The sequence below is a fragment of the Desulfosporosinus sp. FKB genome, assembly GCF_002196705.1.
Lineage (GTDB): Bacteria > Bacillota > Desulfitobacteriia > Desulfitobacteriales > Desulfitobacteriaceae > Desulfosporosinus.
This window is the reverse complement of record NZ_NADJ01000032.1, coordinates 114,122-139,953: the sequence shown is the minus strand read 5'-3', so window position 1 is coordinate 139,953 and position 25,832 is coordinate 114,122. Positions and strand designations below refer to the sequence as shown.

Here is a 25,832-nt window from a genome sequence, read left to right as displayed (position 1 = left end):
GATCTTTCTAAGTAAACTCAGAAATCTCTCCGTTCGACTTGCATGTGTTAGGCACGCCGCCAGCGTTCGTCCTGAGCCAGGATCAAACTCTCCAAAAAAGTTATCTCACTTCTTTAAAGAAGATGATTACTTGCTCATGATTTCATGATTCTTTTGAAACTCTTGCGAGTTTCTCTCATTGGCTGTCCTTGTTGTTTAGTTTTCAAAGACCATGGATGGTCTGGGTGTCGCAAAGGACAAACAAGTGCGATACTCTCCACCGGAGACTATCGGGATGTCTGAGAGCGACCAAAGACCACGGAATTTTATTCTAACATTCTCTCTTAATACTGTCAACAACTATTTTCTTCAAGCAACAGGTTTGAGAGGATTTAAAAGGCGCTGTTCTCGAGCGCTTTGTTATAATACCACTTCTTCCTTAACTATGTCAACAGATTTTTTCTTTTTTCTTTTTTAATCCGCCTAATTCTGTGTAATTCATAGTTTTACTAAATCAGCTTTATAAAGAAACAGCTAATATGCTTATCTTTAGGATTTTTAGTCAAAATTCGCATTGCCTTTCTATATTTGACTTTCAAAATTGAATGAACATAACCTAAGGTAAATGTAAACGTGTGAAAATCAGCCTATTGTTCATCCCAAGAAACGATATATTCAGCATGGGGGGGAATATCTATCTCTTCTGGAGGCCTTATTGCCCATTTACCTACATAACCCAACTCTTTAGCACTATATTCAAAATGAGCCATAGCAATTCCCAAATCCACTCTTTGCAAATCAAAGGCAAGGTATTTAGCATACCCCACTGTATGTTTAAGATAAAAGTGATACCTTGTTTGATCTTTAACAATTCTCCAAGGTTGTTTATTAGAAGCAGAGGGGGCTAATCGAACCATTTCTAAAGGGATTCTATATTTTTCTGCGGCAGCACACGGCAAATCCTGTTGGAAATCGTTCTGAAAGAAAAGTTCTCCCCAATCTTTTCTTTTGCTGGACCCAGCCGAAAATCTCATTGCAGATTCAAGTATACTCTTACGTCTAGCCGGGAAACCAAGCGGAGTAATGCAAGGTAAAATCTCATCATTGTTTTGCCCAATCACTTTAGAAAATTCACCTTTTTTAAAGGTCCCCCCTAACCAACAGGTTCCAAGCCCTAGAAAGGTCGCATAAAGAATCAAAGATTCAAAAATATATCCGAAATCCTCCAAATCCATATTTCCTTTTTTGCCTACTGCTACACCGTATAGCTTAGCCCCCTTGATAACGCCATAAGTGCCTAACCGTATATTACTCCCTTTGAGACCTGCATCGTTTTCAATAATTTTGAACCGTAACTTGCTTCCAAAGGGTCCTTCGATCGAAGCTACGAACTCTTGGAGTTTTTCTTAATTTCATTTGCCAAAGGTAATGTTTCATCGTACGTCCTTACAGAGATTCTCTTTTTAATTGATTCGACAACTGGAAATATAAACTGTCCTTCCATTAGCTATTTTCCTCCATATTTTTCGGTAGATTCCCTTATCTAAAGCAGTAACTCCATCTCGTAGACATTTTTTCTTCTCTTGTCCAATAGGGTTAAATTAGTATTTTGCAGTAAGCTGTAATAGATTCATCGGCGTTTGGATCGTTAAACAGCCTAAATCGTTTTGGCCTAAAATCCTGGCATTTTCTCGAGTTGCCATCGAATACACCTCTAGCTTTGGAATTCCAGCTTGAATCAGCCAATCCATTTCATCAAACAAGCTCTCGCCATGAGGTACAAGATAGGCACCGGCATCCGTGCCGATTCCGATTCGAACATTCTTTTGATAGGCTTCATTAATTGCAGCAAGTTGTGTCTCAAGAATTCGTTTTAAGGTATCAATCTCCTTGGCTGAATAGCGGTTTGTTGGGTATTTTAAAATATTACCAATGGGAGCAACCGTCGGTATCCACGCAATACCTTGTTTTTTCATCTTATCCAGGTGTTCAGACGTCATATAATAGCCGTGTTCAATCGAATCAACTCCGGCGTCAATGGCAACTGAGATCCCTTCTTCACCGCTGGCATGGGCCATCACTGAAATACCTCTCTGGTGAGCAGTCAGGACAATCCTTTTCAATTCTTCAACGGTCCATTGCGTTGGTCCAACGACCCGAAAATTATCGAAACGTATCAGTCCTGAAACAATGACTTTAAGTTGGTCAATGCCTTGAGTATAAAAATTAATTATGTTCGTTTGCCAATCGGAAATCCCATCAAAACCGCGTCCTAAGAAACGCCCATACATACCTTTGCGATTTACTGCCTCATGTACAGAAATCACTCTAGGTCCAAGCCAACTACCTTCATAAAGTTGATTCCGGGCAAACCAAGCGAACCCCGGTTGATCTCCTCCGTCCCTGATCGCAACTATCCCTAGATTAAGATAGGTTTGCAGATAAGCTTGAATGTTTTTGTAAATCAAGTTCGGATTTTCCCAATCTTTTAAGCATTGATAGAAATCTAAACTGTCCAAAGCCAAATGGACATGGGCATCAAGCCACCCAGGTTGGAGATAATAGGATTTCCAATCATAACATTCCGCATCAATGTTTTCTGTAATCCTTAAGGGTTCAAGACTATGGACTTTGCCATCTTTCCATTGAAGGACAGTAGGTAAGGAATTTAAACCATTTTCAGGACTCCATAATCCTCCAATAATTGCCTGACCCTTAAGGGGTATTTCTAAAACTCTTTTCTCAGCACTGCATGAAATATTCAAAGAATTCACCTCTTAAAAAGATCCCTTTGATTTTCACCGATAGATTAAAAATTATGATGAAATAAATTCCCAATTATATGGTAAGAACTCAAGAACGCCTGCATACTTTGCTATCACATTATTATATGTATCTATTCTACTGCTCTTAAGAATAACCTCTGAGTTTTCTGAAACATTTAAAAGAATTGTTTCTTACAAAGAAGGAGCAATGGCTTATAACCAATGCTCCTTTATGTCAGCAATTTATTGTTATTTCACGAGACGGGATCTGATTTGGAAGCAACTGCTTTCCTGATAAAAAGTGCTGGAATCAAACCGATTATTGCTAAAACTGTCGCGACGATAAAAGAATCATTAATCCCCTGAATCGTAGCTTGTTCAGATACTAAGCCGTATAGTTCCTGCAATCCGAGAATACGTCCTGTTTGGGGGGAAAGACCTAAATGGGAAATGAAATTGTTAAGCTGAACAAGAATCGACGGATTGAGTGAAGTAATTGTACTTGAATAGGTTGCAAAATGGATAGTAGTTCTTGTCGACATTATTGTGACCAAAATAGCCGTACCCAAAGAACCTGAAACTTGACGCATCGTATTGAACATGGCAGTACCATGACTATTCAAATGTCTCGGTAGTTCATTAAGTCCTGCCGTCATCAGCGGCATCATAATTAATGACACACCCAGAGAACGAATCGTGTAGAGCAATAAAATATTGTCGTACATGGTAGCATTGGTGAGTTTGGTAAATTCCCATGTTGCTATAGCTGTAATCGTCATTCCTACGACTGCTAAAACCCTGAGGCCAATAAGATCAAATATCGCGCCGGCAATGGGCCCCATAATTCCCATCAGCAACGCTCCGGGTAATAGGAGGAAACCTGACTGCAAAGGTGTGAAACCCCGGATATTTTGTAAGTATATTGGCAGCAGCATCATTGCTGCGTACATAACTGTCGTAACGACAGCATTAATTATTATTGTTAAAGTAAATGCACGGTATTTGTAAACACGCAGGTTCAACATCGGAGAATCTACCGTAAATTCACGCCTTATAAAGAGCAGTATTGAAAAAATCCCAACTGTTAGGAAAAGTATAACTTCCGTACTGCCCCATCCTTTGTTGCCCGCTTCGCTAACCCCGTAAAGTAAGCTTCCTAAACCGATTGTCGAAAACACAGCTCCCCATCCATCAAACCTCGGAAAACTTAGTTTCAAAACGTCTTTCATCCAGATTACGGCTAAAAACAAATCCAGAGCTCCAATTGGTACGAGAGCGGAGAAAAGAAGACGCCAAGAGTAGGTCTGAACTACCCACCCTCCAAGAGTTGGTCCGATGGCTGGCGCAAAAACCATGACAATCCCCATAGTTCCTAAAGCTTTACCTCTTTGATGAGGGGGGAAAATAGCAAGAAATACATTAGTCAATAAGGGCATAAGAATTCCAGCCCCAATTCCTTGAATGATTCTTCCGGTCATAAAAACTGGAAATGTCGGAGATATGGCACAGATCAGTGAACCCAACGTAAAACTGATCATTGCCACAAAAACCAGTTTCCGGCTTCCTACTGATTCCATAAGGTAGGCAGTAATAGGAATCAACACTCCATTTACAAGCATATACCCCGTTACGATCCATTGGATAGTACTTGCCGAAACATTAAAATCCAGCATCATATGCGGTATTGCTACATTATCCAAAGTTTGATTCAAAATGGAAACAAAGGCACCCAGCATTAAAACAATTAGAATTTGAAGAGTATTAAAGTCTTGTACCCCGGTATCGCTTATAGCATCAGCCGGTACTCGCGTCTGACTCGTAACTGGATGTTGAGCAGCTTTCTTCTTTCGCAGGAGTCCCATATTAACAAACATTAATAAAACGAAGCCTAAAAAAATATAGACAAACGCTAGAATAATCATTTCCTTGACTCCCTTATCTTATATGTATTCGTGCTGTTACACTCATCCCCGGAGCGAGATTCAACCCTTTATAACCATCTAGCGTTATTATTACTGGAATAACCTGTGTCACCTTAGTAAAATTGGCGGTAGTATTTTGTTGGGGGAGAAGTGAAAATTGTGCGGCAGTTGTCAGTCCGATTTGGCTTACTTTTCCTGAAAGAGCAGTACCGGGATAGGCATCGACGTATACATCCGCACTCTGATTTTGTTGAATGTTGTTGATATTCGTTTCATTTATGTTAGCGCTTACCCATAAGGCATCCATGTTATAAGCGTAAGCTAAAGGAGTTCCTGCAGCTACAAAACTATTAGGGATAACGTTTTGCTGAACAATAGTACCATTAACCGGCATAGTAATATCCATTGTTGCAGGAGTAGTTGCAGGAGCAGTTGCAGTGGTTCCCCCGACCACTTGAAGCCCGCCTAGGCGTTGTCCTGCAGTGAATCGACTGTTTACCGCTCCATTCCAATCTGCAATTTTACCATTGCCCAAAGCACTGATTGTAATTTGTTGACCATCAATGCGGGCATTATCTGTCGTAACGTAATAATAGGATTGATTGTAATAATAATAAACCGTAATTCCTCCACCTATGATCAGCGCCAGAACAAGAATATTAATTAAAATAATGCGGCTCGTATTTGATCCACGTCCGTTAGCCATTCTTTTATAACCTCCTTAAGCTCCTGTACATTTGCGATTTTTGAACATAATCAATTAATCGTTAAACTGCAGCTAATTTGTGCCATATTCTTATTAGCTATGACAGGGAATATTAGGAAGCTAAGGAATCAGGACATTTGTATAGTAGTTTATTAAAATTGGTAATCTAATGAAAGAGGTTGTTAAAGGAGGCTTAACAAAAAAATGAACGTCTATATTGTTTATGACAGCGAAAGCGGCCATACTGAAATGCTTGCCAAAGCAATTGCCGCAGGTGCTGAAAGTATTAAGGATACAAAGGTACATCTAAAACATGTTTCCGAAAGCAGACCCGAAGAATTAGTAGAGATGGATGCTATTATTTGGGGATGTCCCGGTCATTTCGGAACAATAAGTGCCAATTTAAAAGCCTGGATTGATGATCTCGGGATTCTTTGGGCCGAAGGCAAATTAATTAATAAAATTGGAGCCGTTTTTTGTACGACAGCATCAGTTCACGGCGGAATTGAATCAACTCTCCTCAACCTCATAACACCCATGCTTCATCAAGGAATGATCATTGTTGGTTTACCCGGGAATATTCCGGAAAACGCCCTCTTCGGCTCGTATTATGGAGCCGGGATTACATGCCCGGTGGAAAGCAGCGCTGATAGTCCTCCAAATATGCCCACGGAATCGGATTTAGCATTGGGAAAAGCCCTCGGTCAACGAGTTGCAGAAATCGCCCGTATGTTTTGCCGAGTTTAGAGAGCCAGAACATAAGTTGTCATTAATAATCCGGTAGAATTACCAAAAGATATTCCTTCTGGCAGTAATAAAAAGAAGACTTGGTAAACTTCCAAGTCTTTTTTGAACAAAGCGCTATTATGAGACAAAACTTTTTCTTCTGCCGCCAAATGTAAAGGAGTGAATCAGAAATGCTTTCGTTTATTGCTTTCGGAATTGTAGTTGTGGTTGCTGTTGCTCTTCTATTGGCCTACAATTTACGTGCTTTTAATCGAACAGAAACGATACAAGAAACTCCTCCTAAAGAAACCGATTCCTTAAGCGAAGTTATCAATGACAAGGAACTGGAAACTTCGCCAAAAAATCCCGAAGAACCTGTTCCTAATCTTAAAGAGAAAAGTTTAGCGCAGATGTCTGATCAACAATATAGAAATGCGTTACGTCAAAACCTCGGTGAGAAGAAAGAGACAGTTACCCCTTCAGAAAAGCGCAGAGACGAGGAATATCGTTCTGCCTTACGCTCAATGCGGTCTCCAAAAGGGTAACGGTTGTCATGAATTAATTCTAAGTCACAATTTGTCCGTCTCCATAGACTATATACTTAATGGTCGTTAATTCTTTAAGCCCCATAGGCCCGCGAGCATGCAATTTTTGTGTGCTGATCCCAATCTCTGCTCCAAAGCCAAAGCGTCCACCATCTGTAAACCGCGTTGAAGCATTAACATAAGCTGCAGCAGCATCAACCTCTTTCAAAAAACGTTGAGCCTTAGAATAATTCTCGGTTATAATTGTTTCTGAATGCTTAGTACTGTATTGATAGATATGGTCGAGAGCAGCATCCAAATTCGGTACAACTTTTACGCTGAGAATAAGGTCTAAATGCTCTGAAATCCAATCATCTTCTTCCGCGGGAAGAGCGAAGGGCAAAATCTCACAGGTTCGTGGGCACCCCTTGATTACAACCTGGTGTTTCTTCAATACTTCGCCTATTCTTGGCAAAAAATCTTCGGCGATTGGTTCATCTACCAAAAGAGTCTCTAACGCATTACATACTCCGGGGTTTTGCGTTTTACCATTAATAATAATGGCAATCGCCTTTTCATAATCCGCGTCTCGGTCAACAAAAGCATGACACATTCCTGTTCCTGTCTCTATGACCGGGACAGTAGCATTTTGGACGACAGTCTGAATTAATCCGGCTCCCCCTCTGGGAATAATAACATCCACAAAGTTATTCATCCGCATAAGCTGCTGAACCCAATCTCGATTTGTTTCAGTTATCAACTGAATACATCCTTTGGGCAAGCCGCTCTCTTCAGCTGCTTGGGCAATAACCTTTGCCAGAATTTTATTACTTTCTAAGGCCTCAGAACCTCCTCTTAGAATCACAGAATTACCGGACTTTAGACATAAGGCAGCCGCATCAACGGTTACATTAGGCCTTGCCTCATAGATCATCGCCACAACCCCTAAAGGGACGCGTGTCTGTTGAATTCTTAAACCATTAGGCCTAGTCCAAACCTCCCCTTCTCCAACCGGGTCCCGCAAAACAATAACTTCCTTTAAAGCATTACTAATATTGGAAATCCCTTCTGAAGTCAGTCTCAACCGATTTATGAGACTTTTTTTAATACCCTTATGCTCAGCTGCTTGAACATCAATCGTATTAGCCTGAAGTATTTCTTGCTCATTCTTCAGCAGTGTCTCAGCCATTGCGAGCAAAGCCCTATTTTTAGACTCCGTACTCGCGTACGCCAACTGACGGGCAGCTTGTTTAGCCCTTTTCCCCATCTCCAAGAGTTCCTGTTGAATCACACTAAATCCCTCCCAATCATAATTGTTTTTACACAGAGTCCATCATCAGAGTCATGTTATCTCGGTGAACAACTTCTTCCCCAGAAGAATCGGGGATAAGTTCCTGCATTTTTTCAGAGTGCAACCCTTTAACAAGTTCTACTTCGTTACTGCTCAATTCTATAACTCCCCTGGCCACCTCATCACCAACAAGATTCAAGATACGCACAATTTCTTTTCGTTCCCATGTTCCTTCGGTAGATTTGATCCCTTTAGCCAGCAAACTTTTTCCTTCTTCTACCAAGGCCTTTACCGCACCGTCATCTATTTGAATACTTCCCTCCGACAGTCCTGCATAGGCAATCCAGCGTTTGCGCCCTGCCAGGCGATGCTTTACAGGGTGAAAATAAGTTCCTCTAGCTCCCTGCCCTTCGTTCAGTTCCACTAACTCCCCAATCCGCTTAAAATTTAGTAAAAGCATCCCAATACCAAAACGTGAAGCAATTTTGGCTGCTCTTAATTTTGTCAGCATGCCACCGGTTCCCAGGATACTTCCTGCACCTCCAGCCATCATCTCAACCGCTGAAATATCGGCAACTTCTTCGATAAGTTGAGCTGAACTGTCCTTTTTAGGATTCGCAGTATACAGCCCATCTACATCTGTGAGAATGACTAACAAATTTGCATGAACTAATCCGGCAACCAGAGCTGAAAGGCTGTCATTGTCTCCAAAGCAAAGTTCTTCAATGGCTACTGTATCATTTTCATTAATAATCGGAACTACTTGCAGCCGTAATAGTTTCTCCAAAGTGTTTTGCGCATTATGATAGCGCGATGCTTCTGCAAGATCGATCCGGGATAATAAAATTTGAGCCCCGACTAACCCATGTCGCTCTAAATTTTGAGCGTACTTTTCAATAAGAACGCCCTGTCCAACTGCTGCTACCGCTTGTTTACCGGCTAAATCACGTGGTCGTGTTTGAAGTCTCAATTCTCCCATTCCCGCTGCTACGGCTCCCGATGTTACTAAAATACATTCTATCCCTGACTGCTTCAAAGCGGCAATTACATCGACAACTTCTGCGATAGCTTCTTCATCTAAACCTCCCCGGGAATGGTTCAAACTGCTGCTTCCAATTTTTAAAACTATTCGACGAGCCGAAAATGTGGTCACACCGAATACTCTCCTTCCATCTCTTCCGAGCGCAGAGCACAGGCTTTCGTAGCTTTCACTACCGTTTCAGCCAATTTTTCTTCCATAAAAATATTAATCGCTGCATAGGTGGTTCCGTTGGGAGAGGTGACATCCTTTCGCAGTCTGCCCGGTGACTTCTCACTCTCAGCAATCATTTTTCCTGCTCCGATTGAAGTTTCAAGGACTAGCATTTCTGCTTCTTCTTCACTTAATCCCAATTGAACTCCGGCCAAGATTAAGCTCTCGATAAACAGATAAAAGTACGCAGGCCCACTTCCGCTAATTGCTGTAAGGGCATTCATTTTTTCCTCAGGAATCCATAAAATTTTCCCTACAGCAGAAAAGATTTGTTCGCTCATCTCTGCTTGTTCCGAAGTAACATTTTCACCGCGTACTAATCCCGTCATAGAATGAAGCACCGTTGTTGACGTATTCGGCATTGCCCTTATAACAGCAACTCCCGGCAAAAACTTATTAAATAATTTTAGAGGCACACCCGCCGCGACACTTATGATGAGTTTACCGCCAAGATCAAAGGTTTTAAGTTGTTCCAGGACGTCTTTAACATTTTTGGGTTTTACCGCAATGATTAAGACACGGGAGTTCTCCACAAGTTCATTCAAGTTGGAAGTGAGGAGATTATAACTGGCAGCCAGCTGTTGTAGCCTCTCAGTATTTGTATGGTTCGTCACTCTAATTTGTATCGATTTGTCTACTTTCGTCAAACCGCTAATCATCGCCTCGGCTATATTACCTGCGCCAATGAAACCAACGGTTAGTTTCATAGTTAACATCCTTTCTAAACCGTATTACTAATGATTTTAGAAAACAGCTCATTGTTCTTATTCTGTCTATCCAAGAGTTTTTTATTAACTGGAATCCTTGATAAACACCTACTGGAACTATAATCCAAAAACAAAAAGGCTTCTTCCATCCTTAATTTAAGGACGAAAGAAGCCTTCCGCGGTACCACCTTTATTGCAAAGCCAGCTCAATGTTATCAGTGTAATCCAATAAACAATCCCTCTAACGGTGGAAACCGTCTGATTCATCATCAGAGTCTCACGACTGGGTTTCTGACAACGCAGACGGAAAAACTCTCAGCGCTTGTTTTCCTCTCTGAACTCCACGTCGATCATACTGGGTCGATCCTTGACTTCATTCAATATACAATTCAACTATACTGTAGCGTATATAGTTATAATATGCAAGTCTGATAATCTTGGAAATTATAAGAAATAAGTAATTTCCCCAGCAGTAAAAGATGGTTAGGCACATAGACTTGTTATTTTTTCCCTAGAGCAGCTACAACGGCATCACCCATCTCGCGAGTCCCCAGGACTTTATCCCCAGGTTTTGCAAGATCCGTTGTGCGGTATCCTTCCTCTAACACTCTTTCTACGGCACGCTCAATCAGCTTTGCTTCCTCTTCCAAATCAAAGGAATAACGCAGCATCAACGCTCCTGAAAGAATCGTAGCTAGAGGATTGGCTATATTTTTACCGGCGATATCAGGAGCCGAACCATGAGCCGGTTCATAAAGCCCTTTCTTCCCGTTTAAGCTCGCTGAAGAAATCATACCAATAGAGCCCATAAGCATGGAGGCTAAATCCGTTAGAATATCACCAAACATATTCTCTGTCACTATGACATCAAACTGAGTTGGGTAACGAACAAGCTGCATGGCAGCATTATCAACGTACATATGGGTTAACTCAACTTCAGGATACTTTTGGGCAACGTCCAAGGTGATCTCTCGCCAAAAACGAGAAGATTCCAAAACATTGGCCTTATCCACTGAGCAGAGCTTGCCGCGACGCTGACGAGCCATTTGGAAACCAAGCTCAACGATCCGGCGAATTTCCTCTTCTGAATAAATCAAGGTGTCAAAAGCACTGGGAGGGTTCTTGGTTCTGCCTTTCTCTCCGAAATATAACCCACCCGTTAATTCACGCAAAACCACGAGGTCAACATTTTGTACGACTTCAGGGCGAAGAGTTGATGCTTCAACTAACATGGGCAGCATTTTAACGGGACGTATATTCGCAAACAGAGTCAGTGCCTTGCGAATTGCAAGAAGACCGCCTAACTCTGGGCGCTGCGGGGCGGGCAGGGTATCCCACTTTGGTCCGCCTACTGATCCTAAAAGAACTGCATCTGCGGCTAATGCTGCCTCGAGAGTAGCATCTGGAAGAGCCTTTCCTGCTTCATCAATGGCCGCTCCGCCAATTAAATGATTTTCAAACTCTAGCTTTACTGAACTGTCTTTTAAGACAGCTTTTAATACCTTAATAGCCTCCGGGGTAATTTCCCGACCAATACCATCTCCCGGAAGAACAACGACTTTAGGCATTCTGTTCCCTCCCTCGAACATATGGAATCAGTCCGCCCGCACGAATCAACTCCTGCATAATTGGAGGAAACGATCTGGCCTGAAACTCCATACCTGTTGTTTTATTTACTGCTGATTTTACCTGTTGCTTCTATTCGTGTTTTTTCAGCCAGCTCATCATACCTCGTAATTGTTCTCCAACTTTCTCGATGAGATGATTTTCTTCACGTCGAGCCATAGCGTTAAAGGCCGGACGGTTAGCCTGATTTTCCAACAACCAATTTTTCGCAAAGGTTCCGTCTTGGATTTCAGTCAATACCTTTTTCATTTCTTTGCGGGTCTCATCAGTAACAATTCGTTTTCCTACTGTCATATCGCCATATTGAGCCGTATCAGATACTGAATAGCGCATCCAGCTCAGACCGCCTTCATACATTAAGTCAACAATCAGCTTTAATTCATGCATACATTCGAAGTAAGCAATTTCCGGTTGATAGCCAGCTGCCACCAAAGTCTCAAATCCGGCTTTAACAAGCTCTGAAGTTCCGCCGCAAAGAACAGCTTGTTCTCCGAATAAATCTGTTTCGGTTTCTTCGCCGAAGGTCGTTTCTAACACTCCGGCTTTAGTGGACCCAATTCCTTTAGCGTAAGCTAAGGCCAACTCTTTAGCTTTACCTGTAGCATTTTGATGAACTGCAATCAAGGATGGTACCCCTGCGCCTTCGGTATAGGTTCTGCGAACCAAATGTCCCGGACTTTTTGGCGCAACCATGAATACATCAACATCACTGGGAGGAACAATTTGTCCAAAGTGAATATTAAAGCCATGGGAAAAGACAAGCGCTTTGCCTGAGGTTAAATGTTGTTTAATTTCATTTTCATAAACTTTACTTTGGGTTTCATCAGGAAGCAGGATTTGTATGACATCGGCACGAGCGGCTGCTTCGGAAACCGTCATAACTTCAAAGCCGGCTTCTTCAGCCCGTTTCCAGCGTGCACTGCCGGGGCGGAGTCCAATTAAGATCTTAAGGCCTGAATCTTTAAGGTTTTGAGCTTGAGCATGTCCTTGGCTGCCATAACCCATAACCGCAATAACTTTTCCTTTGAGTAATTCAAGATTTGCGTCAACTTCATAATACATTTTTGCCATTTTATAATCTTCCTCTCTAATCCTAAACTATTATATTAAAATAGGCTGCAAACAATATCTATTATACACCTCATGCTTCGGAACGCATAATAGCTATTTTGCCCGTTCGCACTAATTCTAGTAAACCATAGGGACGAATCGCATGGACGAAGGCACCGATTTTATCAATGTCCCCGGTCAATTCAACAGTGATATTGCTTCTGCCCATATCTACGACCCGTCCGCGGAAAACATCCACGGTTTGAAAGACTTCAGAGCGTGTTTCTGAATTAATTGGAATCCTCACCAGGGCCAGTTCTCTATCCACAACACTCTTCTCAGTTAAATCTACAACAGTGTGCACAACAACAAGTTTACTTAACTGATTTCTAACTTGTTCGATAACTTGATCATCACCAGCTACCACAATCGTCATCCTTGATACTTCAGGATCCTCAGTCTGACAAACGGTCAGGCTCTCAATATTGTAAGCCCTGCGGGCAAAAAGTCCTGCTACTTTAATCAAAACGCCAGGGTGATTTTCCACAAGAACTGCAAGTGTATGCAACATACTCATTACCTCACAATCATTTCAGTGATAACTTTTCCTGGAGGGACTAACGGTAAAACATTTTCATCAGGGGAAATCTTGAAATCCAGCAATATCGGTCCAGAAGAATTAACTGCTTCTTCAATGGCACCACGGACCTGATCTACAGAATTAACGTGAATTCCACGAATTCCATAGGCCTCGGCCACTTTGACAAAATCCGGATTTCCTTCAAGTTGAATATGATTGTACCGTCCATCATAAAACATCTTTTGCATTTGACGAACCATTCCAAGAACACCGTTATTGAGCAAGATAATTTTAATTGGCAGTTTGTTTTGAGCGACGGTTCCCAGCTCCTGAATAGACATTTGCAGTGAACCATCTCCGGTTATTAAAAATACGTTATCTTGAGGACGAGCCAATTGAGCCCCCACTGCAGCCGGCAGTCCGTAGCCCATAACTCCAAGGCCGCAGCTTGTTGCATAATTGCGCATACGTGCTATCGGATAAAACTGAGCCACCCACATTTGATGTTGTCCCACGTCAGTAGCTATAACAGCCTCTCCGCCAGCCAGTTCACCAAGTGTCTTTATAACTAATTGAGGAGTTAAGGAGTCTAAATCACAGCCTAAGGGATTATCCTTCTGCCAGTTCCGAATTTGTCCCCACCATTCGGAAAGCTCAGGAAGCGAATGTCCCGGCAGAACCTCCAGGAGTTCTTCAAGAATTTTACGAGCGTCTCCGACAATTCGCATGTGTGTTTTTACAACTTTACTAATTTCCACTGGATCAATATCCATATGAATGACTTTTGCTTTTGTCGCAAATCGATGGCCTAAACCGCTTGTTACCCGATCATCGAAGCGAACTCCTACAGCGATCAGCAAGTCACAATCATCCACTGTATAGTTAGCGGTCACTGTACCATGCATGCCGACCATTCCTAAAAGATTAGGATGACCGTAAGGAAGGCTGCCAATCCCCATTAACGTTGTGACAACGGGTAAATTCGCCCTTTCAGCAAATTGACGCAGGGCTCCTTCGGCATTTGCTGTCACAACTCCCCCACCAGCATAAAGAACAGGTTTTCGCGCTTCGGAAAGTGCCTGAGCTACCTCTTCGACTTTACTGTTATTGCCCCTGCCAAAGATTTTATACCCCTTAAGCTTCATATCGCTGGGAAAAGGTTCAACATTTTCCTGGGCTAAAACATCCTTCGGCAGATCAATTACAACAGGACCTGGTCGCCCGGTTCGGGCAAGAAAGAAGGCTTCTTTAACTACTCTGGGAAGGTCGCGAGGATCTTTAACAATATAGGAATGCTTTGTGATCGGCATTGTAATGCCGATAATATCGACTTCCTGAAAGGAATCCGATCCAAGGGAACTTGTTGGCACTTGCCCTGTTAGAACCACAAGAGGAATTGAATCGGAATAAGCATTGGTTATACCGGTTACCAGATTTGTAGCCCCGGGACCTGACGTCGCCAGACATACTCCTACTTTACCGCTGACTCGTGCGTAGCCGTCAGCAGCAAAAACAACCCCTTGCTCATGGCGTCCTAAGACGTGGCGAATAGGAGTATCCAGCATAGCATCATATAGAGGAAGCAATACTCCGCCGGGATAGCCAAAAATAATGTCCACACCTTCCTCTTGTAAGGCGTTTAATAATAGTTTTGCTCCACTTAATCCCTTCTTTTCTTCACTCATATTTCATTTCCCTCCTCTATTATCTGGCTGTTGCGCTCTGCGCTTTATAAATCTCAGGACCGTTGACAAGAGTTAAAGCCCTAAAGGCAGCGAGAAGTTTTTTGAAGACTTCTCCGGGAACTCCATTGTCAATGTCCCTGCCATCGACATTAACTACAGGGATAAGTTCAGCCGCTGTACCCGTTAAAAAGCACTCACTGGCAGTATAGAGATCGTGACGGGTAAATAATTCTTCAGACGTCCTAATCCCCAATTCACGGGCAAGCTCCAGAACCGAATTCCTGGTTATACCTTCCAAAACCCCCGCAGATAAAGGGGGAGTTATCAGTACTCCGTTGCGCACAATAAAAATATTGTCAGAAGTCCCTTCGGCAACGTAGCCATCTTGAGTCAACATGATTGCTTCCACAACTCCCGCTTGATTGGCTTCGATTTTGGCAAGAATATTATTCAAATAGTTGAGAGATTTAATTCTAGGGTTTAAGGAATCAGGATTATTTCTTCGAGTGGCAGCAGTTTTGACTTCCAATCCCCGTTCGTATTTAATCGGCTCAAAGATTTTTATTTGATCTGCTATACAAAAGATTGAAGCTAGGGGACAGTTATTTGGGTCGAGTCCTAAATCCCCTTTGCCACGGGAAACAATTAAACGAATATATGCATCTCTTAACCCATTTCTGCGTAATGTTTCCAAGACAATCTCCTGCATTTCATCCTTCGATATCCCAATCTCTAAATGAATCGACTTCGCCGATTCATAGAGGCGTTTTAAATGCTCTTCTAATTTAAAAACCCGGCCATGATAGGCGCGAATTCCTTCAAAAATTCCGTCTCCATATAAAAAGCCATGATCAAAAATTGATACTTTTGCCTCTTCTTCAGAAACGAAAGCCCCTTTACAGTAAATTACGAGTCCCATGAGATTAACCCCTTTCTATCAAATATCCGCAATAATTCAGACAACTCAAAAACCCAAGCCCAGTCCCTAGCAACGTGGAACTTTCCGCTTGGGTTTTTTCTACCCACGGTGTAAATCCGTAATTGGATTCTGTATCGCTTGGACCAGACAGGTTGCCCCCGGAACCCTAGATACACTTCCTCCTCTGTTATAAGACATTTGTATTGCTGACGTTGTGTATATGATACAGAATACATTCCTCAGTGTCAACCCTTTTTCCATGAAATTCATATTAATTCACTGGATGCCTTGTCAAAACTTGATAATTAGCGGTATAATGTCCACTATTACAACACATTTGTATTTATCGAGAGGAGCTGCAAAGATGCCTATTAACATTGGACTTTTAGGTCTTGGAACCGTTGGTAGTGGCGTAGTCAGCATATTACAGCAAAATGCCGAAGATATACAAACGAGAACTCAAAGTGAAATTCAGATAAAAAAGATTCTTGTCCGCAATCCCGAACTTCCCCGAAACATTCCAGGAAAGTTTCTCCTTACAGACCAAGCCAATGATATCCTCCAGGACCCAGAGATTGATATTATTGTTGAAGTTATAGGAGGAATTGAACCCGCTCGTTCTTATATATTAGAAGCGCTGCGCCAAGGAAAACACGTGGTTACGGCGAATAAGGACTTATTGGCTCTCCATGGACAAGAACTCCTGGACGCTGCCAATACGGCTGGTAAAGACCTCTATTTTGAAGCAAGTGTCGCCGGCGGAATCCCTATCATTGCTGCCCTTAAACACGCTCTGGCTGCTAATCGAATCTCGGCTTTAATCGGAATCATTAACGGAACGACCAACTATATCCTGTCTGCTATGGCAGAACAGGGACGGGATTATTTTGAAGTATTGGCTGAAGCCCAAAGCTTAGGTTATGCTGAAGCTAACCCTTCGGCCGATGTCGACGGTTTAGATGCAGCACGAAAGCTGTCCATCCTTGCTTCCATTGCCTTTAATTCACGTGTTACCCTCAAGGATGTTTTTGTGGAAGGCATCTCCAAAATCACCCGCGAAGATTTAGCCTATGCGGCGGAACTCGGCTGTACCATCAAATTACTGGCTATCGCAAAACATCACGAAGAAGGCATAGAAGTTCGTGTTCATCCGGCAATTTTGCCCATGAACCATCCCCTGGCTTCGGTAAACGGTGTTTATAATGCCATTTATGTTGTGGGGGATGCTGTGGGAGAAACCATGTTTTATGGTCGCGGGGCAGGATCGCTGCCGACCGGCAGTGCCGTAGTTTCTGATATCATTCGTGTCATTCGCAACATCCAGTCTAACTCCACGTCGATTATTAACTGCACCTGTTATCGTGATCTCGGAATCAAAGCCTCCTCGGAATTCTTCACTGCCTTTTATATCCGTCTTCTCGTGAAAGATGAACCTCGCGTCCTTGCCACTTTAGCGCTCCTCTTTGCCGAAGCAAACATCAGCTTTGCTTCTATTATCCAAAAGCCCCGCGGCGAACAGCAAGCCGAAATCGTACTAATGACGCACCCCTGCCGCGAAGGCGCGCTTCAAGAAGCCCTGGACTCAGTTCGGGCGTATAGTAAAGTTCTCATGATTCACAACGTAATACGCTTTGAAAAAGGGGAGGAGTCAAACTCATGATCGTAAAAATCCCTGCTACCTCCGCCAATCTTGGACCCGGTTTCGACTGTCTTGGCCTGGCACTCCAACTGTACAACTCAATTAAAATCGACGTGAACCGCCCCTTCCAAATCTCGTTAACAGGAACCTATAAAGAAGGTATATCAACTGACGAGAGCAACCTTGTCTGGCAAACCATGTGCCACCTCTGGGAGCAAATTAATTATCCCATTCCGACCATTGCCCTGACATTGGAAAATCATATTCCCCCGGCTCGCGGTCTCGGCAGCAGCTCTGCTGCCATTGTAGGCGGACTTGTGGCAGCTAATATTTTGGCCGGGGCCCCTTTAGCAAAATTAGAACTGCTGCAGATGGCCAATACCCTTGAAGGACATCCTGATAACGTCACACCGGCCTTATATGGGGGAATCACCTTAGCTGTTTCTACAGATGATGGAGTTCTGCCTAGAGTTTTAGGACAGGGGGCAAATCTGAAGGCAGTGGTTCTTATTCCTAACCTGCGCCTAAAAACAGAAAAAGCCAGAGGCATTTTACCTCCCGAAGTATCTCGTCAAGAAGCTGTATTTAATATCTCCCATGCAGGATTATTAATTGACGCCTTCATTCGTGAAGATTATCTCCTCTTGAAAGAGGGAATGCGCGACATGCTTCATCAAAACAAACGTTCTGTTCTTATTCCGGGGATGTTTGAAACCCTAAAGGCTGCCGAACAAGCCGGAGCCTATGGAACAGCTCTGAGCGGTTCAGGCCCTACGCTAATTGCCTTAATTCCGGAATCCTCCCAGAACGCAGTTTGCCAGTCCATGCTGACGACTATGAAGCAATTTGGGGTTGAGGCCCAGACCATCATACTTGATGTTGACCACTGCGGAGCCGTCTCTTCAGACGAATAAGGAATTCTTGTGACAGTCCGAATTAAGAAAACTTGACGCTCGAAGAACTGTCTTCGCACTTGTTAGACTCTAACGAGAGCGGCAGGTTAGAAATAGAAAAACAAACCCTTACAGGTAGGAAACTCGAAATCCTACCTGTTGTTTTTTATATAGCCCCATTGCGGTCGAGTGCATGAACAAATAATAATTTGGATTTAGGGTTTAGGAACTTTAAGACTATCCAGATATTTCACCGCCTGAAGGGCTGCAGTTCCGCCTTCTCCTGCAGCTTTAATTAACTGATAGGGTTGTCCCGTGCAATCGCCGGCTGCAAATAACCCTGGAAAACTAGTTTCCAATTTGTGATTTACCTTAATCGCACCGTCTTCCATTTCCAGACCTGAAATAAGCTGCTCGGCAGGAAGATTTTCTCTGATGATGAATACTCCGTCTACGGTTAATTGTTCATCCCCAAGGTCAAGTTGTTCTACCCTTTCTTTCCCCACAATCCTCGCAACTTTGCTCTTCTTAACTTCAACCCGGGAATCAAGGGAGGGAACGTCACTGTAATAAGGAATATAATAGACTTGGGAGCAGATGTCGGCCATAAAATTGGCCTCATCCTCACCTTCGTGACTATAAGAAATAATCGCTGCCTTCTTGTCTTTATACAAGGGACCGTCACAGGTGGCACAATAGCCGACACCCATACCAAGCAATTCGGCTTCACCGGGAAATAATTTGCTCGCCGAAACTCCCGTCGCCAGAATGAGAGCATCGGCTTCCAGGGATTTCTCCTTGCCAATGATAGTGAAAGGAGGGCCCGGATATATACTTGTAACTTTAAAAGGAATAATAGATATGTCCTTTTCATTGAGATGATTTAGAAACCGCTGTCTTAAATCCTCACCGCTTATTTCAGGAAAACCGAGCCAATTTTCAATTTGAGGTGCCTTAGACAGCTTTGGACTGCAGAATTCCGAGCCCAACAAAATAAAATCTCGTTTCCTGATTTTTGCATTAAGGGCTGCCGCCATCCCTGCCGGCCCGCATCCAATAATGGCAAGTTCATAGTGATCTTTGATATTATTAAGATCCTCAGACACGTTTTAAACCTCCTTGAGTCATTTCTTTTATAGCGAAAGTGTTCCCCAAATTCCCCATATTAACTATCAACTTTTAATATTGCTCCGAGGAATCCTGACAAGGGATACAACTGCAGGAACCAAGCGGCAAATGGGCTTTGCTTGCCTAATCATTAAATAAAGGCGTTCTCACTCCACTATACTAGTGAAGCGAGAACGCCTTTGATTATTTGAACCCAATTGATTTTTAGAATGAAGTTTTTACGCAGCCCCAAGGATTATTTAAATAATATCCCGAAATGTTGTTCACCTTGATTAATTATCTAGATCGCCTCATCCAACGCTTTCTTTAACACGCTTTCTACCTGTTGAGCAACACTCATCAATTGTTCGTGTTCCAGCATACCAATCAAAGATGTCGGACGCATCATTCCCATATACACACTTTTTTCTTTTTCGTAAACAACCACCTTACAGGGTAAAAAATATCCGACTTCAACTTGAAGCTCCAATACTTCTTTTGCTTGTTTGGGATTGCAGACCTCCAAAACCTTAAAGTGACCTTGAAAATCCAGCCCTTTTTCTGCCAATTTGTCTTTAAAATCAAGTTCCCACAAAACACCGAAACTATTGTTGCTTATTGTTTTCTTCAAATCTTCCACAGCTGTCTCAAAAGGTTTATTCGTTTTGACTTCATACTTTAAATCCATGACTTTCCCTCGCTTTATCAGATAATAATTCAATCTCTTGGTTTTAAGCAATAGAATGCTTTGTTGTTCGATTTAGGAAATTAATCCGAAACAACTCCCAATACATTTAGGATACCCAACAAATGGTCTCTTTCCTCTTCCAAATCTTCTCGTTCTGCTACCATCCGTGGCTGCACCGAGTGATACGGCCAACGAGCTTTAAGATCAATAAGCTTTTCCTCAACTTCTGTAAGCCGCTGTAATACTTCCTGTTGATCCAGTGGCTTTTCATGCGCTTGTCCATTATCCACCATTAATCTTCATCTCCCCTGTCTCCACAAAGGTAATCGCGCCATGCATGCAAGCTTCCATGCAAGCTTCACATCCCACACATTTCTTAGGATCTACCACTGCCAAATGTGACAACATGGCAATGGCCTGTTCGGGACAGGTATTGACACAGCGCTTGCACCCCCGGCAAAGTTTTTCCAAGATAAACGCTGACATTCCTTTTCTCCTCCTTATTCCCGCCTTATGAAAGGAACACCCGGTTCCTCCTTAGCATCCTGCTCAGCCAAAGCGTTGAGGTCCAGAGCTTGAGCCGCCTACAGAAGATCCTCCACTCGAGCTTTTCCCCATAACATTAACTGTAGTAAACCGCTGTTTAATTTGGTCACTTCCGCATACCGGACATACTTGCCGGTCTTTTTGGCTTATGCTGCAAAAGACAGAAAACTTATGATTACATGTCTGGCAGATTAAATCATAACTTGGCATCGTCTTCAATCCTCCTAATTGACTTTAGTTCATAATTACTGCTTTGCTCGGCTCCAGACCTGATATTCAGAATCCCGGTTCCTGGCTCCTTCTGTACTGCAACTAAGTTTGGAAATGAGTCTGTCGTGTACCAAGTAAAACAGCAATCTTATTTTTGCCCCTTATACCCTGCTGGGGTATCATTGTAATTCCAATATATTCGCATATCACTGATTTGTCAACCCGTTGGAATTTCTTTCTTTAATTCCTGAATTTATTGTCTAAATTATCTACCTCCCATTGGATGAGATTGTAAAAGTTTCCGGATTTTCAAAATATCACTTTATTCGCATTTTTAAGCACGAGATCGGCTTGGGGTTGAAGGAGCATATTCAAAGCCACCGGTTGACTATGGCGGCAAAACTTCTTCTGTCATCGAAGTTTAGTATTATGGACATTGCTCTCTATTGTCGTTTTGAATCTCAAGAGGCCTTTACAAGAGAATTTAAGAAGGTATACACGCTTCCTACCGGAAAATACCGCCGTGCGATAAACCAATTAGTAACTACAAATGAGGTGAACGATATGCAAACCAATCAGCAGATTCCCGGATGGATCGTAACAGGAACGGCTCCAGGGAAATTTGAAGCTGCATTTGACCGAGAAGTTTTTTTTCAAAGGAACAAAATCGGTCGTTTTAAAAAGCACCAGCATAGAATTGGAGACAAGTGACTATTATACGGTAATGCAGCAATATAAAGCCAAAAACTATATCGGAAAAAGAGTGCGTTTATCCGGCTTTATCAAAGCAAAAGGCGTGACAGGCTGGGGTGGACTATGGATGAGGATTGACAACATAACCGCGAATGTGATCAAAATCGATAATATGCAAAACCGACCCATAACGGGCGATACAGACTGGAACCATTATTCGGTTGTACTAGATGTACCGGATAACAGCGCCATTATCAATATCGGTATGCTGCTCAGCGGCACAGGGGAATTATGGATGGATAACGTTTCCTTTGAGGAGGACAATAACAAATAAAACACAGAGGTTATGAATAGAAGATACATTCATAGCCTCTGTGTTTTTTATAATAACTTAGACAGGAGGTCCTCTTAGGGATGGGCTGCGCTCCGGTCATGACATTTGTGACAGGAGTCTGCCCCCTGCTCCAGAAGCGATTGCTGACACTTGCTTCCATAAACTAAAGGAATATTGAAGGTTTTACCTGTCACACGGCTGGTCTGTACCCAACTATTTCCTTCATGGCGGATAAAGGGCAGCTCCTCACCTTTTCCCGTAATAAGAATCTCATCCCCAAGTTTCAGAGCGGGAAACTTAGGGTTCGTCAGTTGTTCTTCAAAGGCTAAGTCCTTAGGGTTCACAATCTTGTTGGTCTTGGGGAGGGTTTCTTTTGTGCCATGACAGTCTTGGCATTGAAGATGAACAGCATCATATTGTGAGGTGTGGAGTAAATTATCTCCCATGACATCCTGCCTTGTGTGACAGTCAATGCAATCCAGACTGACTTCACATTGAGCGAAGATTTCACCGGGCAAATAGTAATCTTTAACCCGGTCCAAATAATTGGCATCTCCGGATTTCCAGTCACTAATAACTTTGGTCATATCTGAACGAAACGCAAAACTCATTTTGATCGGGTCATGATTTCCTTGATTATGGCACTGATTACACTGGGAGTAAGGAATTTGGGTTGTCAAGCTGTGGGTCATCCCCCAGCCAAAATTAGCGGATCTCATGGTCGTATCTGTCCCGATATATGTATGCATAGGGTTTGTTAGAACATGACATACCTCGCAACCGTTCGCCGGAATCTTGTTCTCTGTTTGAGATTTAACCCCAGTTTGGCTGCCCTGGGGAGAAGTATTATTCGGAGTTGGAAAAACGGGGATCTCCCCTCCGTTTTGATGACATTGACTCAAACAGTTCTGCTGAAACGCTTTCTGATTGGGCTGTCCCTGCAAGGGATTAGGATAAAGCGCTGCTGTCTGTCCCTTGGCAAGCCCCGGTACCTCATTCGTTTTATCAAAACCGAACATCCGGCGTACAACACTGAGCTCGCCGGCCTTTGTGGACATAATCGACGTTTTCACGAGATCGACTTCATTTTTCGCCGCTTCCTGGTTGCCGGAGTGACAAGCCATCCCATTCTCAGCCGTTCCTCCGCAGCTTAAAGAAGCTGCGTTCAGGGAACCCGGGTGCCCCCCTCCATACATTTGAGCATGGGCCGTTGCTTTGTCCAAAGAGAGAGCATTTCCCCCGTGGCAAACGACACAGCCAAAGGTATTACTGGGATGAGAGCTGGAAATTTCCTCTATGCCGATGTGACAGGTTTTGCAGCGCTCAACGTTCCCGTTGGGAAGCACCAAGTCAATAATTTCAGGCTTACGATTTTCAAAGCTTTTGATTTCTTGCTGCAGCTGAGTTTTCTTCGTCTTATCTTTCGTTAAACTTAATTGCGCTTGCAAGTTTGCTGCCTGTTCTTGAAAATACTCCCGTTGATAGTGAGCCCAATCCGGAGTGCTGCCCTGAATAAGAAGAATCAAAACAATGAGACCGAGAAAAAGACTTACTAAGATCAGAACTTTCTTCATAGGTGACTCCACCACAATTCTTTCACCATAAACCAGAAGAGGAGGACAAGGACCAGGCTAAAAAGAGCGCTGAAAATCCCTCTCCCCCATTTATCCCCCCAATAGTGAGCAATCCAGGGCACAACGGCCAGACCAACAAGGATTAAGGCCGGAATCATTAAAGCCCCCAGCCAAGGCGGAAGATACAAAAGCAGTATTTGAAAAGGCCCAAAAATCCAGGGGGCTGCCGCATGAGGAACTGCCGGAGCCAAATTGCTCGTTCCCACGCTGGACGAAACTTTGAAAGCCAAAAGAGTGCAAAGGATCAGAAAAACAAGGGCGGCTATTCCCTCGTTATCCTTAAGCTGATTAATGGGTGAACGAGCCATTTTAGCTATCTCCCTCCCTAGAGAGGGCGTACTCCGCCGTCACGGCGGATCCGCCAAAAATGATAGAGCTGCAGCCAGAACGCAGCCAAGGGCAAGGCCACACAATGCCAGACATAGACAATCAAAGTGCTGCCACTTAAAGCGGTCGGTTCGCCTAAGGCAATCTGCGCCAGGGCTGTGCCTAATCCCGGAATTTGCTTTAGCAGATTTGCAGCAACCGTTGCCGCTGCACCGCTTTCTTGAGAACCAATCAGCAGGTAACCCGTAAAATCCAAAACTAAAACAAGCACCAGCAGTCCGACACCAACGAGCCAATTAAGCTGCTTCGGAGGCTTGTAGGAATGAGTCCAGACGACTCTGACCATGTGCAGGTTAACGGTCACAACCATAAGTTGTGCCGACCAATAATGCAGGTTTCTAATGACGGAACCGTAGGGAATTACCGACCCAATCGTTAGAACACTGCTGAAACCTGAACTTGTACCGGGCTGATAGTGAAACATTAAAAGAATCCCTGTAATCCCAAGCATTAGAAATGCCAGAAATGACAGCCCTCCGAGGCAAAAGGTGTAGTAGACCGAAAGTGCCCGATCCGAGATAAAGCGCGGCCGCAGGTGATTAACAAAATTATCCTTCATAGCCGGGCATCCAATCCAACTTGCTTCTCCGTATTAATGATCAAGGACCCATCCGCCTTTCGCTCCACAGCCGCCCTTGGCAAGGCTTTAGGAGCAGGCCCTTCTACAGGCCTGCCGTCTGTGTCGTAAATACTGCCATGGCAGGGGCATAACCATTGTTTTCTTTCCGGATGATACGTTACTTCGCAGCCCAGGTGAGTACAGGTCGCAACTAAAGCAGCAATGCCTTGATCATCCCGCATAACCCAAACACGTGAATTGGGCACATGCTGCCAATCCGTTTTTTCCACAAGGCTCTTTTCATAGGCTACCAAGGACGTGCGCGGCTGATCTTCTTTACTTGTCAGATAGTCAACAAGAGGTTTGACACTTAAGGCGCCCACCGCAACCATTCCGGACCAAGCAAAGCGCAATACTGTCCGTCGCGAGCACTCTATTTGCCCTGCCATCCTTTTTCAGCCCTTTCTTCTTCGCTCAGATCAAAATCCTGGAATCGCCTAAAACCAACGGGTCAATTGCCCGGCATAAGTTATGATATAGCGGACAAAAAAACCGCCAAAAAGAACGAGGAAACTGCTGCCGATAGTAACTGGCAGAGTCCAGCGAACTGAAAATTTCTCTTTCAATTCCATGTACTCCAGGGAAAAAGGAACTAACAGCCCCAAGCCTACGATCAAAATCCAAAAAATAAAGGCAAACTGTCCGTAGATCATACTCCCGAAAGCCGCTGCAACACTGAGAGAACTTAACCTGCCCATCACTATCATTGCTAATAGTATAAAACATTCTAAAGCGATGAGCAAAGCATCCACTTTAGTCAATAGGTGCAGTTCCCCCTGTCTGGCCCTCTGCCAGGGAGTAATTGCTGAGACGAAAATTACAGCAGCCACCCCGGTAGACAAAGCAGATACCAAAAAAAGCACCGGCAGCAGGGGAGCTGCCCACAAGGGACGTGCGGCAGCATTGAGAAGAAGGCCTGTATAGGAGGCCACACCTACCGACAAGAAAGGAATTATTTTAGCCAATCTTCTTTTCCATTGTTCCAAAGCTTTAGCTTCCCCGACAATTTGCAACTTCTGAGGCAGCCAAAGGTATAGATAGACAACACTCAGCAAGGTGAAGAAAAGAATCGCCCAACTACCATAAGACATGGGAGAGCGAACCTGCAACGTCATAAATAAACGATAGAAGTTAAAAGGGCTCCCTAAATCGAGTAGCAAGACACCCAGCCCAAAGGAAATTGGAAAGGGTGAAATTAATGCCCCCCAACGGCCAACCCTTTCAAAATCTTTACCGCCCAAAAGCAAGGTCAGGTTCGAGGTAATCATAGCTCCTGCACTCACCCCTGCAGTAAAGAGGTAAATAACAATTAATAAGCCCCAGGTTATTTCCACATGCAATCCCTCCTTC

General features: G+C 43.4%; 28 protein-coding genes, 1 rRNA gene and 1 pseudogene. 6 read left to right on the top strand and 24 right to left on the bottom strand.

Annotated elements, in window-relative coordinates; translation table 11 throughout:
• The 5 genes from B5Y67_RS11055 to B5Y67_RS11035 all read right to left on the bottom strand — a co-directional run.
• A 16S ribosomal RNA gene (locus B5Y67_RS11055) occupies positions 1–98 on the bottom strand; the annotation flags it as partial.
• A 528-nt stretch (positions 99–626) separates the two neighbouring features.
• Positions 627–1,322, bottom strand: coding sequence for a nitroreductase family protein (locus B5Y67_RS11050; protein ID WP_348982300.1), 696 nt, complete (start codon positions 1,320–1,322; stop codon positions 627–629).
• A 258-nt stretch (positions 1,323–1,580) separates the two neighbouring features.
• On the bottom strand, positions 1,581–2,744 hold the full coding sequence (locus B5Y67_RS11045; protein WP_088226486.1) for an amidohydrolase family protein: 1,164 nt from the start codon (positions 2,742–2,744) through the stop codon (positions 1,581–1,583).
• 254 nt (positions 2,745–2,998) lie between these two features.
• A complete protein-coding gene (locus tag B5Y67_RS11040; RefSeq protein ID WP_088226485.1) occupies positions 2,999–4,666 on the bottom strand; it encodes a DHA2 family efflux MFS transporter permease subunit in 1,668 nt (555 codons plus the stop codon).
• 13 nt (positions 4,667–4,679) lie between these two features.
• A complete protein-coding gene (locus B5Y67_RS11035) occupies positions 4,680–5,372 on the bottom strand; it encodes an efflux RND transporter periplasmic adaptor subunit (RefSeq protein ID WP_088226484.1) in 693 nt (230 codons plus the stop codon).
• 204 nt (positions 5,373–5,576) lie between these two features.
• Here B5Y67_RS11035 and B5Y67_RS11030 point away from each other — a divergent pair, with 204 nt between their 5' ends.
• The gene (locus B5Y67_RS11030; RefSeq protein WP_088226483.1) at positions 5,577–6,119 is read left to right on the top strand and encodes an NAD(P)H-dependent oxidoreductase; all 543 of its coding nucleotides are present in this window, start codon (positions 5,577–5,579) and stop codon (positions 6,117–6,119) included.
• Positions 6,120–6,289: 170 nt separating this feature from the next.
• A complete protein-coding gene (locus B5Y67_RS11025; protein WP_088226482.1) occupies positions 6,290–6,643 on the top strand; it encodes a hypothetical protein in 354 nt (117 codons plus the stop codon).
• A 19-nt stretch (positions 6,644–6,662) separates the two neighbouring features.
• On the opposite strand, the gene B5Y67_RS11020 is transcribed toward B5Y67_RS11025, so the two are convergent.
• From B5Y67_RS11020 to ilvE, 9 genes and pseudogenes are all read right to left on the bottom strand, one after another.
• A complete protein-coding gene (locus tag B5Y67_RS11020) occupies positions 6,663–7,913 on the bottom strand; it encodes a glutamate-5-semialdehyde dehydrogenase (RefSeq protein ID WP_088226481.1) in 1,251 nt (416 codons plus the stop codon).
• A gap of 28 nt (positions 7,914–7,941) precedes the next feature.
• On the bottom strand, positions 7,942–9,066 hold the full coding sequence (gene proB, locus B5Y67_RS11015; protein WP_088226480.1) for a glutamate 5-kinase: 1,125 nt from the start codon (positions 9,064–9,066) through the stop codon (positions 7,942–7,944).
• Positions 9,063–9,872: a pyrroline-5-carboxylate reductase gene (proC, locus tag B5Y67_RS11010; protein WP_088226479.1), complete on the bottom strand. Its 810-nt coding sequence runs from the start codon at positions 9,870–9,872 to the stop codon at positions 9,063–9,065. Before proC ends, proB begins: the two co-directional genes overlap by 4 nt.
• Positions 9,873–10,372: 500 nt before the next feature.
• Entirely contained in the window at positions 10,373–11,440 is a 1,068-nt protein-coding gene (gene leuB / locus B5Y67_RS11005; RefSeq protein ID WP_088226478.1) for a 3-isopropylmalate dehydrogenase, read from the bottom strand.
• Positions 11,433–11,528: pseudogene (leuD, locus tag B5Y67_RS25885) on the bottom strand (3-isopropylmalate dehydratase small subunit); the annotation flags it as partial. The pseudogene leuD and the gene leuB, both read right to left, overlap by 8 nt.
• Positions 11,529–11,570: 42 nt before the next feature.
• Positions 11,571–12,569 carry a ketol-acid reductoisomerase gene (ilvC, locus tag B5Y67_RS10995; protein WP_088226477.1) on the bottom strand — a complete coding sequence of 333 codons (999 nt, stop codon included), beginning with the start codon at positions 12,567–12,569 and terminating at the stop codon, positions 11,571–11,573.
• A gap of 70 nt (positions 12,570–12,639) precedes the next feature.
• Positions 12,640–13,119, bottom strand: a complete 480-nt coding sequence (gene ilvN / locus B5Y67_RS10990; protein ID WP_088226476.1) for an acetolactate synthase small subunit — start codon at positions 13,117–13,119, stop codon at positions 12,640–12,642.
• Between the two features lie 5 nt (positions 13,120–13,124).
• Positions 13,125–14,813 (bottom strand): biosynthetic-type acetolactate synthase large subunit, encoded by a 1,689-nt coding sequence (gene ilvB, locus B5Y67_RS10985; RefSeq protein ID WP_088226475.1) that lies wholly within the window; start codon positions 14,811–14,813, stop codon positions 13,125–13,127.
• A 19-nt stretch (positions 14,814–14,832) separates the two neighbouring features.
• The gene (ilvE, locus tag B5Y67_RS10980) at positions 14,833–15,732 is read right to left on the bottom strand and encodes a branched-chain-amino-acid transaminase (RefSeq protein WP_088226474.1); all 900 of its coding nucleotides are present in this window, start codon (positions 15,730–15,732) and stop codon (positions 14,833–14,835) included.
• A 364-nt stretch (positions 15,733–16,096) separates the two neighbouring features.
• On the opposite strand from ilvE, the gene B5Y67_RS10975 reads away from it, so the two are divergent.
• A complete protein-coding gene (locus B5Y67_RS10975) occupies positions 16,097–17,392 on the top strand; it encodes a homoserine dehydrogenase (RefSeq protein ID WP_088226473.1) in 1,296 nt (431 codons plus the stop codon).
• Positions 17,389–18,285 carry a homoserine kinase gene (thrB, locus tag B5Y67_RS10970; RefSeq protein WP_088226472.1) on the top strand — a complete coding sequence of 299 codons (897 nt, stop codon included), beginning with the start codon at positions 17,389–17,391 and terminating at the stop codon, positions 18,283–18,285. The genes B5Y67_RS10975 and thrB overlap by 4 nt, the downstream gene beginning before the upstream one ends.
• Positions 18,286–18,479: 194 nt before the next feature.
• On the opposite strand, the gene B5Y67_RS10965 is transcribed toward thrB, so the two are convergent.
• From B5Y67_RS10965 to B5Y67_RS10950, 5 genes are all read right to left on the bottom strand, one after another.
• On the bottom strand, positions 18,480–19,370 hold the full coding sequence (locus tag B5Y67_RS10965; RefSeq protein ID WP_088226471.1) for an NAD(P)/FAD-dependent oxidoreductase: 891 nt from the start codon (positions 19,368–19,370) through the stop codon (positions 18,480–18,482).
• Between the two features lie 302 nt (positions 19,371–19,672).
• Positions 19,673–20,059, bottom strand: a complete 387-nt coding sequence (locus B5Y67_RS10960) for a DUF302 domain-containing protein (protein ID WP_088226470.1) — start codon at positions 20,057–20,059, stop codon at positions 19,673–19,675.
• A gap of 80 nt (positions 20,060–20,139) precedes the next feature.
• Positions 20,140–20,352, bottom strand: coding sequence for a hypothetical protein (locus B5Y67_RS25325; RefSeq protein ID WP_170932667.1), 213 nt, complete (start codon positions 20,350–20,352; stop codon positions 20,140–20,142).
• Positions 20,342–20,545 (bottom strand): 4Fe-4S dicluster domain-containing protein, encoded by a 204-nt coding sequence (locus B5Y67_RS25320; protein WP_170932666.1) that lies wholly within the window; start codon positions 20,543–20,545, stop codon positions 20,342–20,344. Before B5Y67_RS25320 ends, B5Y67_RS25325 begins: the two co-directional genes overlap by 11 nt.
• 63 nt (positions 20,546–20,608) lie before the next feature.
• Positions 20,609–20,815 carry a zinc ribbon domain-containing protein gene (locus B5Y67_RS10950; RefSeq protein WP_088226469.1) on the bottom strand — a complete coding sequence of 69 codons (207 nt, stop codon included), beginning with the start codon at positions 20,813–20,815 and terminating at the stop codon, positions 20,609–20,611.
• Positions 20,816–21,094: 279 nt separating this feature from the next.
• On the opposite strand from B5Y67_RS10950, the gene B5Y67_RS10945 reads away from it, so the two are divergent.
• Positions 21,095–21,526 carry an AraC family transcriptional regulator gene (locus B5Y67_RS10945; protein WP_170932665.1) on the top strand — a complete coding sequence of 144 codons (432 nt, stop codon included), beginning with the start codon at positions 21,095–21,097 and terminating at the stop codon, positions 21,524–21,526.
• 13 nt (positions 21,527–21,539) lie between these two features.
• Entirely contained in the window at positions 21,540–21,842 is a 303-nt protein-coding gene (locus tag B5Y67_RS10940) for a hypothetical protein (RefSeq protein WP_088226467.1), read from the top strand.
• 74 nt (positions 21,843–21,916) lie between these two features.
• Here B5Y67_RS10940 and B5Y67_RS10935 read toward each other — a convergent pair whose 3' ends face one another.
• Genes B5Y67_RS10935 through nrfD form a run of 5 tightly spaced genes read right to left on the bottom strand, consistent with a single transcriptional unit; the run spans position 21,917 to position 25,816 of the window.
• Entirely contained in the window at positions 21,917–23,416 is a 1,500-nt protein-coding gene (locus B5Y67_RS10935) for a hypothetical protein (RefSeq protein ID WP_088226466.1), read from the bottom strand.
• Positions 23,413–23,784 (bottom strand): hypothetical protein, encoded by a 372-nt coding sequence (locus B5Y67_RS10930; RefSeq protein WP_088226465.1) that lies wholly within the window; start codon positions 23,782–23,784, stop codon positions 23,413–23,415. Before B5Y67_RS10930 ends, B5Y67_RS10935 begins: the two co-directional genes overlap by 4 nt.
• A gap of 17 nt (positions 23,785–23,801) precedes the next feature.
• Complete coding sequence (locus B5Y67_RS10925) at positions 23,802–24,422, bottom strand: cytochrome b N-terminal domain-containing protein (RefSeq protein WP_088226464.1); 621 nt, start codon at positions 24,420–24,422, stop codon at positions 23,802–23,804.
• Positions 24,419–24,871: a ubiquinol-cytochrome c reductase iron-sulfur subunit gene (locus B5Y67_RS10920; RefSeq protein ID WP_088226463.1), complete on the bottom strand. Its 453-nt coding sequence runs from the start codon at positions 24,869–24,871 to the stop codon at positions 24,419–24,421. The genes B5Y67_RS10925 and B5Y67_RS10920 overlap by 4 nt, the downstream gene beginning before the upstream one ends.
• A gap of 48 nt (positions 24,872–24,919) precedes the next feature.
• On the bottom strand, positions 24,920–25,816 hold the full coding sequence (gene nrfD / locus B5Y67_RS10915; RefSeq protein WP_088226462.1) for an NrfD/PsrC family molybdoenzyme membrane anchor subunit: 897 nt from the start codon (positions 25,814–25,816) through the stop codon (positions 24,920–24,922).
• Between the last annotated feature and the right edge of the window lie 16 nt (positions 25,817–25,832).

Excerpts from the sequence above, each read along its gene's own strand:
- leuB (WP_088226478.1), bottom strand. The coding sequence starts at position 11,440 with ATGCCTAAAGTCGTTGTTCTTCCGGGAGATGGTATTGGTCGGGAAATT.
- B5Y67_RS25325 (WP_170932667.1), bottom strand. The coding sequence starts at position 20,352 with ATGGTGGATAATGGACAAGCGCATGAAAAGCCACTGGATCAACAGGAA.
- B5Y67_RS10975 (WP_088226473.1), top strand. The coding sequence starts at position 16,097 with ATGCCTATTAACATTGGACTTTTAGGTCTTGGAACCGTTGGTAGTGGC.
- B5Y67_RS11030 (WP_088226483.1), top strand. The coding sequence starts at position 5,577 with ATGAACGTCTATATTGTTTATGACAGCGAAAGCGGCCATACTGAAATG.
- thrB (WP_088226472.1), top strand. The coding sequence starts at position 17,389 with ATGATCGTAAAAATCCCTGCTACCTCCGCCAATCTTGGACCCGGTTTC.
- B5Y67_RS10925 (WP_088226464.1), bottom strand. The coding sequence starts at position 24,422 with ATGAAGGATAATTTTGTTAATCACCTGCGGCCGCGCTTTATCTCGGAT.
- B5Y67_RS10940 (WP_088226467.1), top strand. The coding sequence starts at position 21,540 with ATGCAGCAATATAAAGCCAAAAACTATATCGGAAAAAGAGTGCGTTTA.
- ilvC (WP_088226477.1), bottom strand. The coding sequence starts at position 12,569 with ATGGCAAAAATGTATTATGAAGTTGACGCAAATCTTGAATTACTCAAA.
- proC (WP_088226479.1), bottom strand. The coding sequence starts at position 9,872 with ATGAAACTAACCGTTGGTTTCATTGGCGCAGGTAATATAGCCGAGGCG.
- B5Y67_RS10930 (WP_088226465.1), bottom strand. The coding sequence starts at position 23,784 with ATGGCTCGTTCACCCATTAATCAGCTTAAGGATAACGAGGGAATAGCC.
- ilvN (WP_088226476.1), bottom strand. The coding sequence starts at position 13,119 with ATGTTGCATACACTTGCAGTTCTTGTGGAAAATCACCCTGGCGTTTTG.
- B5Y67_RS10920 (WP_088226463.1), bottom strand. The coding sequence starts at position 24,871 with ATGGCAGGGCAAATAGAGTGCTCGCGACGGACAGTATTGCGCTTTGCT.
- B5Y67_RS11035 (WP_088226484.1), bottom strand. The coding sequence starts at position 5,372 with ATGGCTAACGGACGTGGATCAAATACGAGCCGCATTATTTTAATTAAT.
- B5Y67_RS10950 (WP_088226469.1), bottom strand. The coding sequence starts at position 20,815 with ATGCCAAGTTATGATTTAATCTGCCAGACATGTAATCATAAGTTTTCT.
- B5Y67_RS10960 (WP_088226470.1), bottom strand. The coding sequence starts at position 20,059 with ATGGATTTAAAGTATGAAGTCAAAACGAATAAACCTTTTGAGACAGCT.
- ilvB (WP_088226475.1), bottom strand. The coding sequence starts at position 14,813 with ATGAGTGAAGAAAAGAAGGGATTAAGTGGAGCAAAACTATTATTAAAC.
- ilvE (WP_088226474.1), bottom strand. The coding sequence starts at position 15,732 with ATGGGACTCGTAATTTACTGTAAAGGGGCTTTCGTTTCTGAAGAAGAG.
- B5Y67_RS11025 (WP_088226482.1), top strand. The coding sequence starts at position 6,290 with ATGCTTTCGTTTATTGCTTTCGGAATTGTAGTTGTGGTTGCTGTTGCT.
- B5Y67_RS11040 (WP_088226485.1), bottom strand. The coding sequence starts at position 4,666 with ATGATTATTCTAGCGTTTGTCTATATTTTTTTAGGCTTCGTTTTATTA.
- B5Y67_RS10935 (WP_088226466.1), bottom strand. The coding sequence starts at position 23,416 with ATGAAGAAAGTTCTGATCTTAGTAAGTCTTTTTCTCGGTCTCATTGTT.
- B5Y67_RS25320 (WP_170932666.1), bottom strand. The coding sequence starts at position 20,545 with ATGTCAGCGTTTATCTTGGAAAAACTTTGCCGGGGGTGCAAGCGCTGT.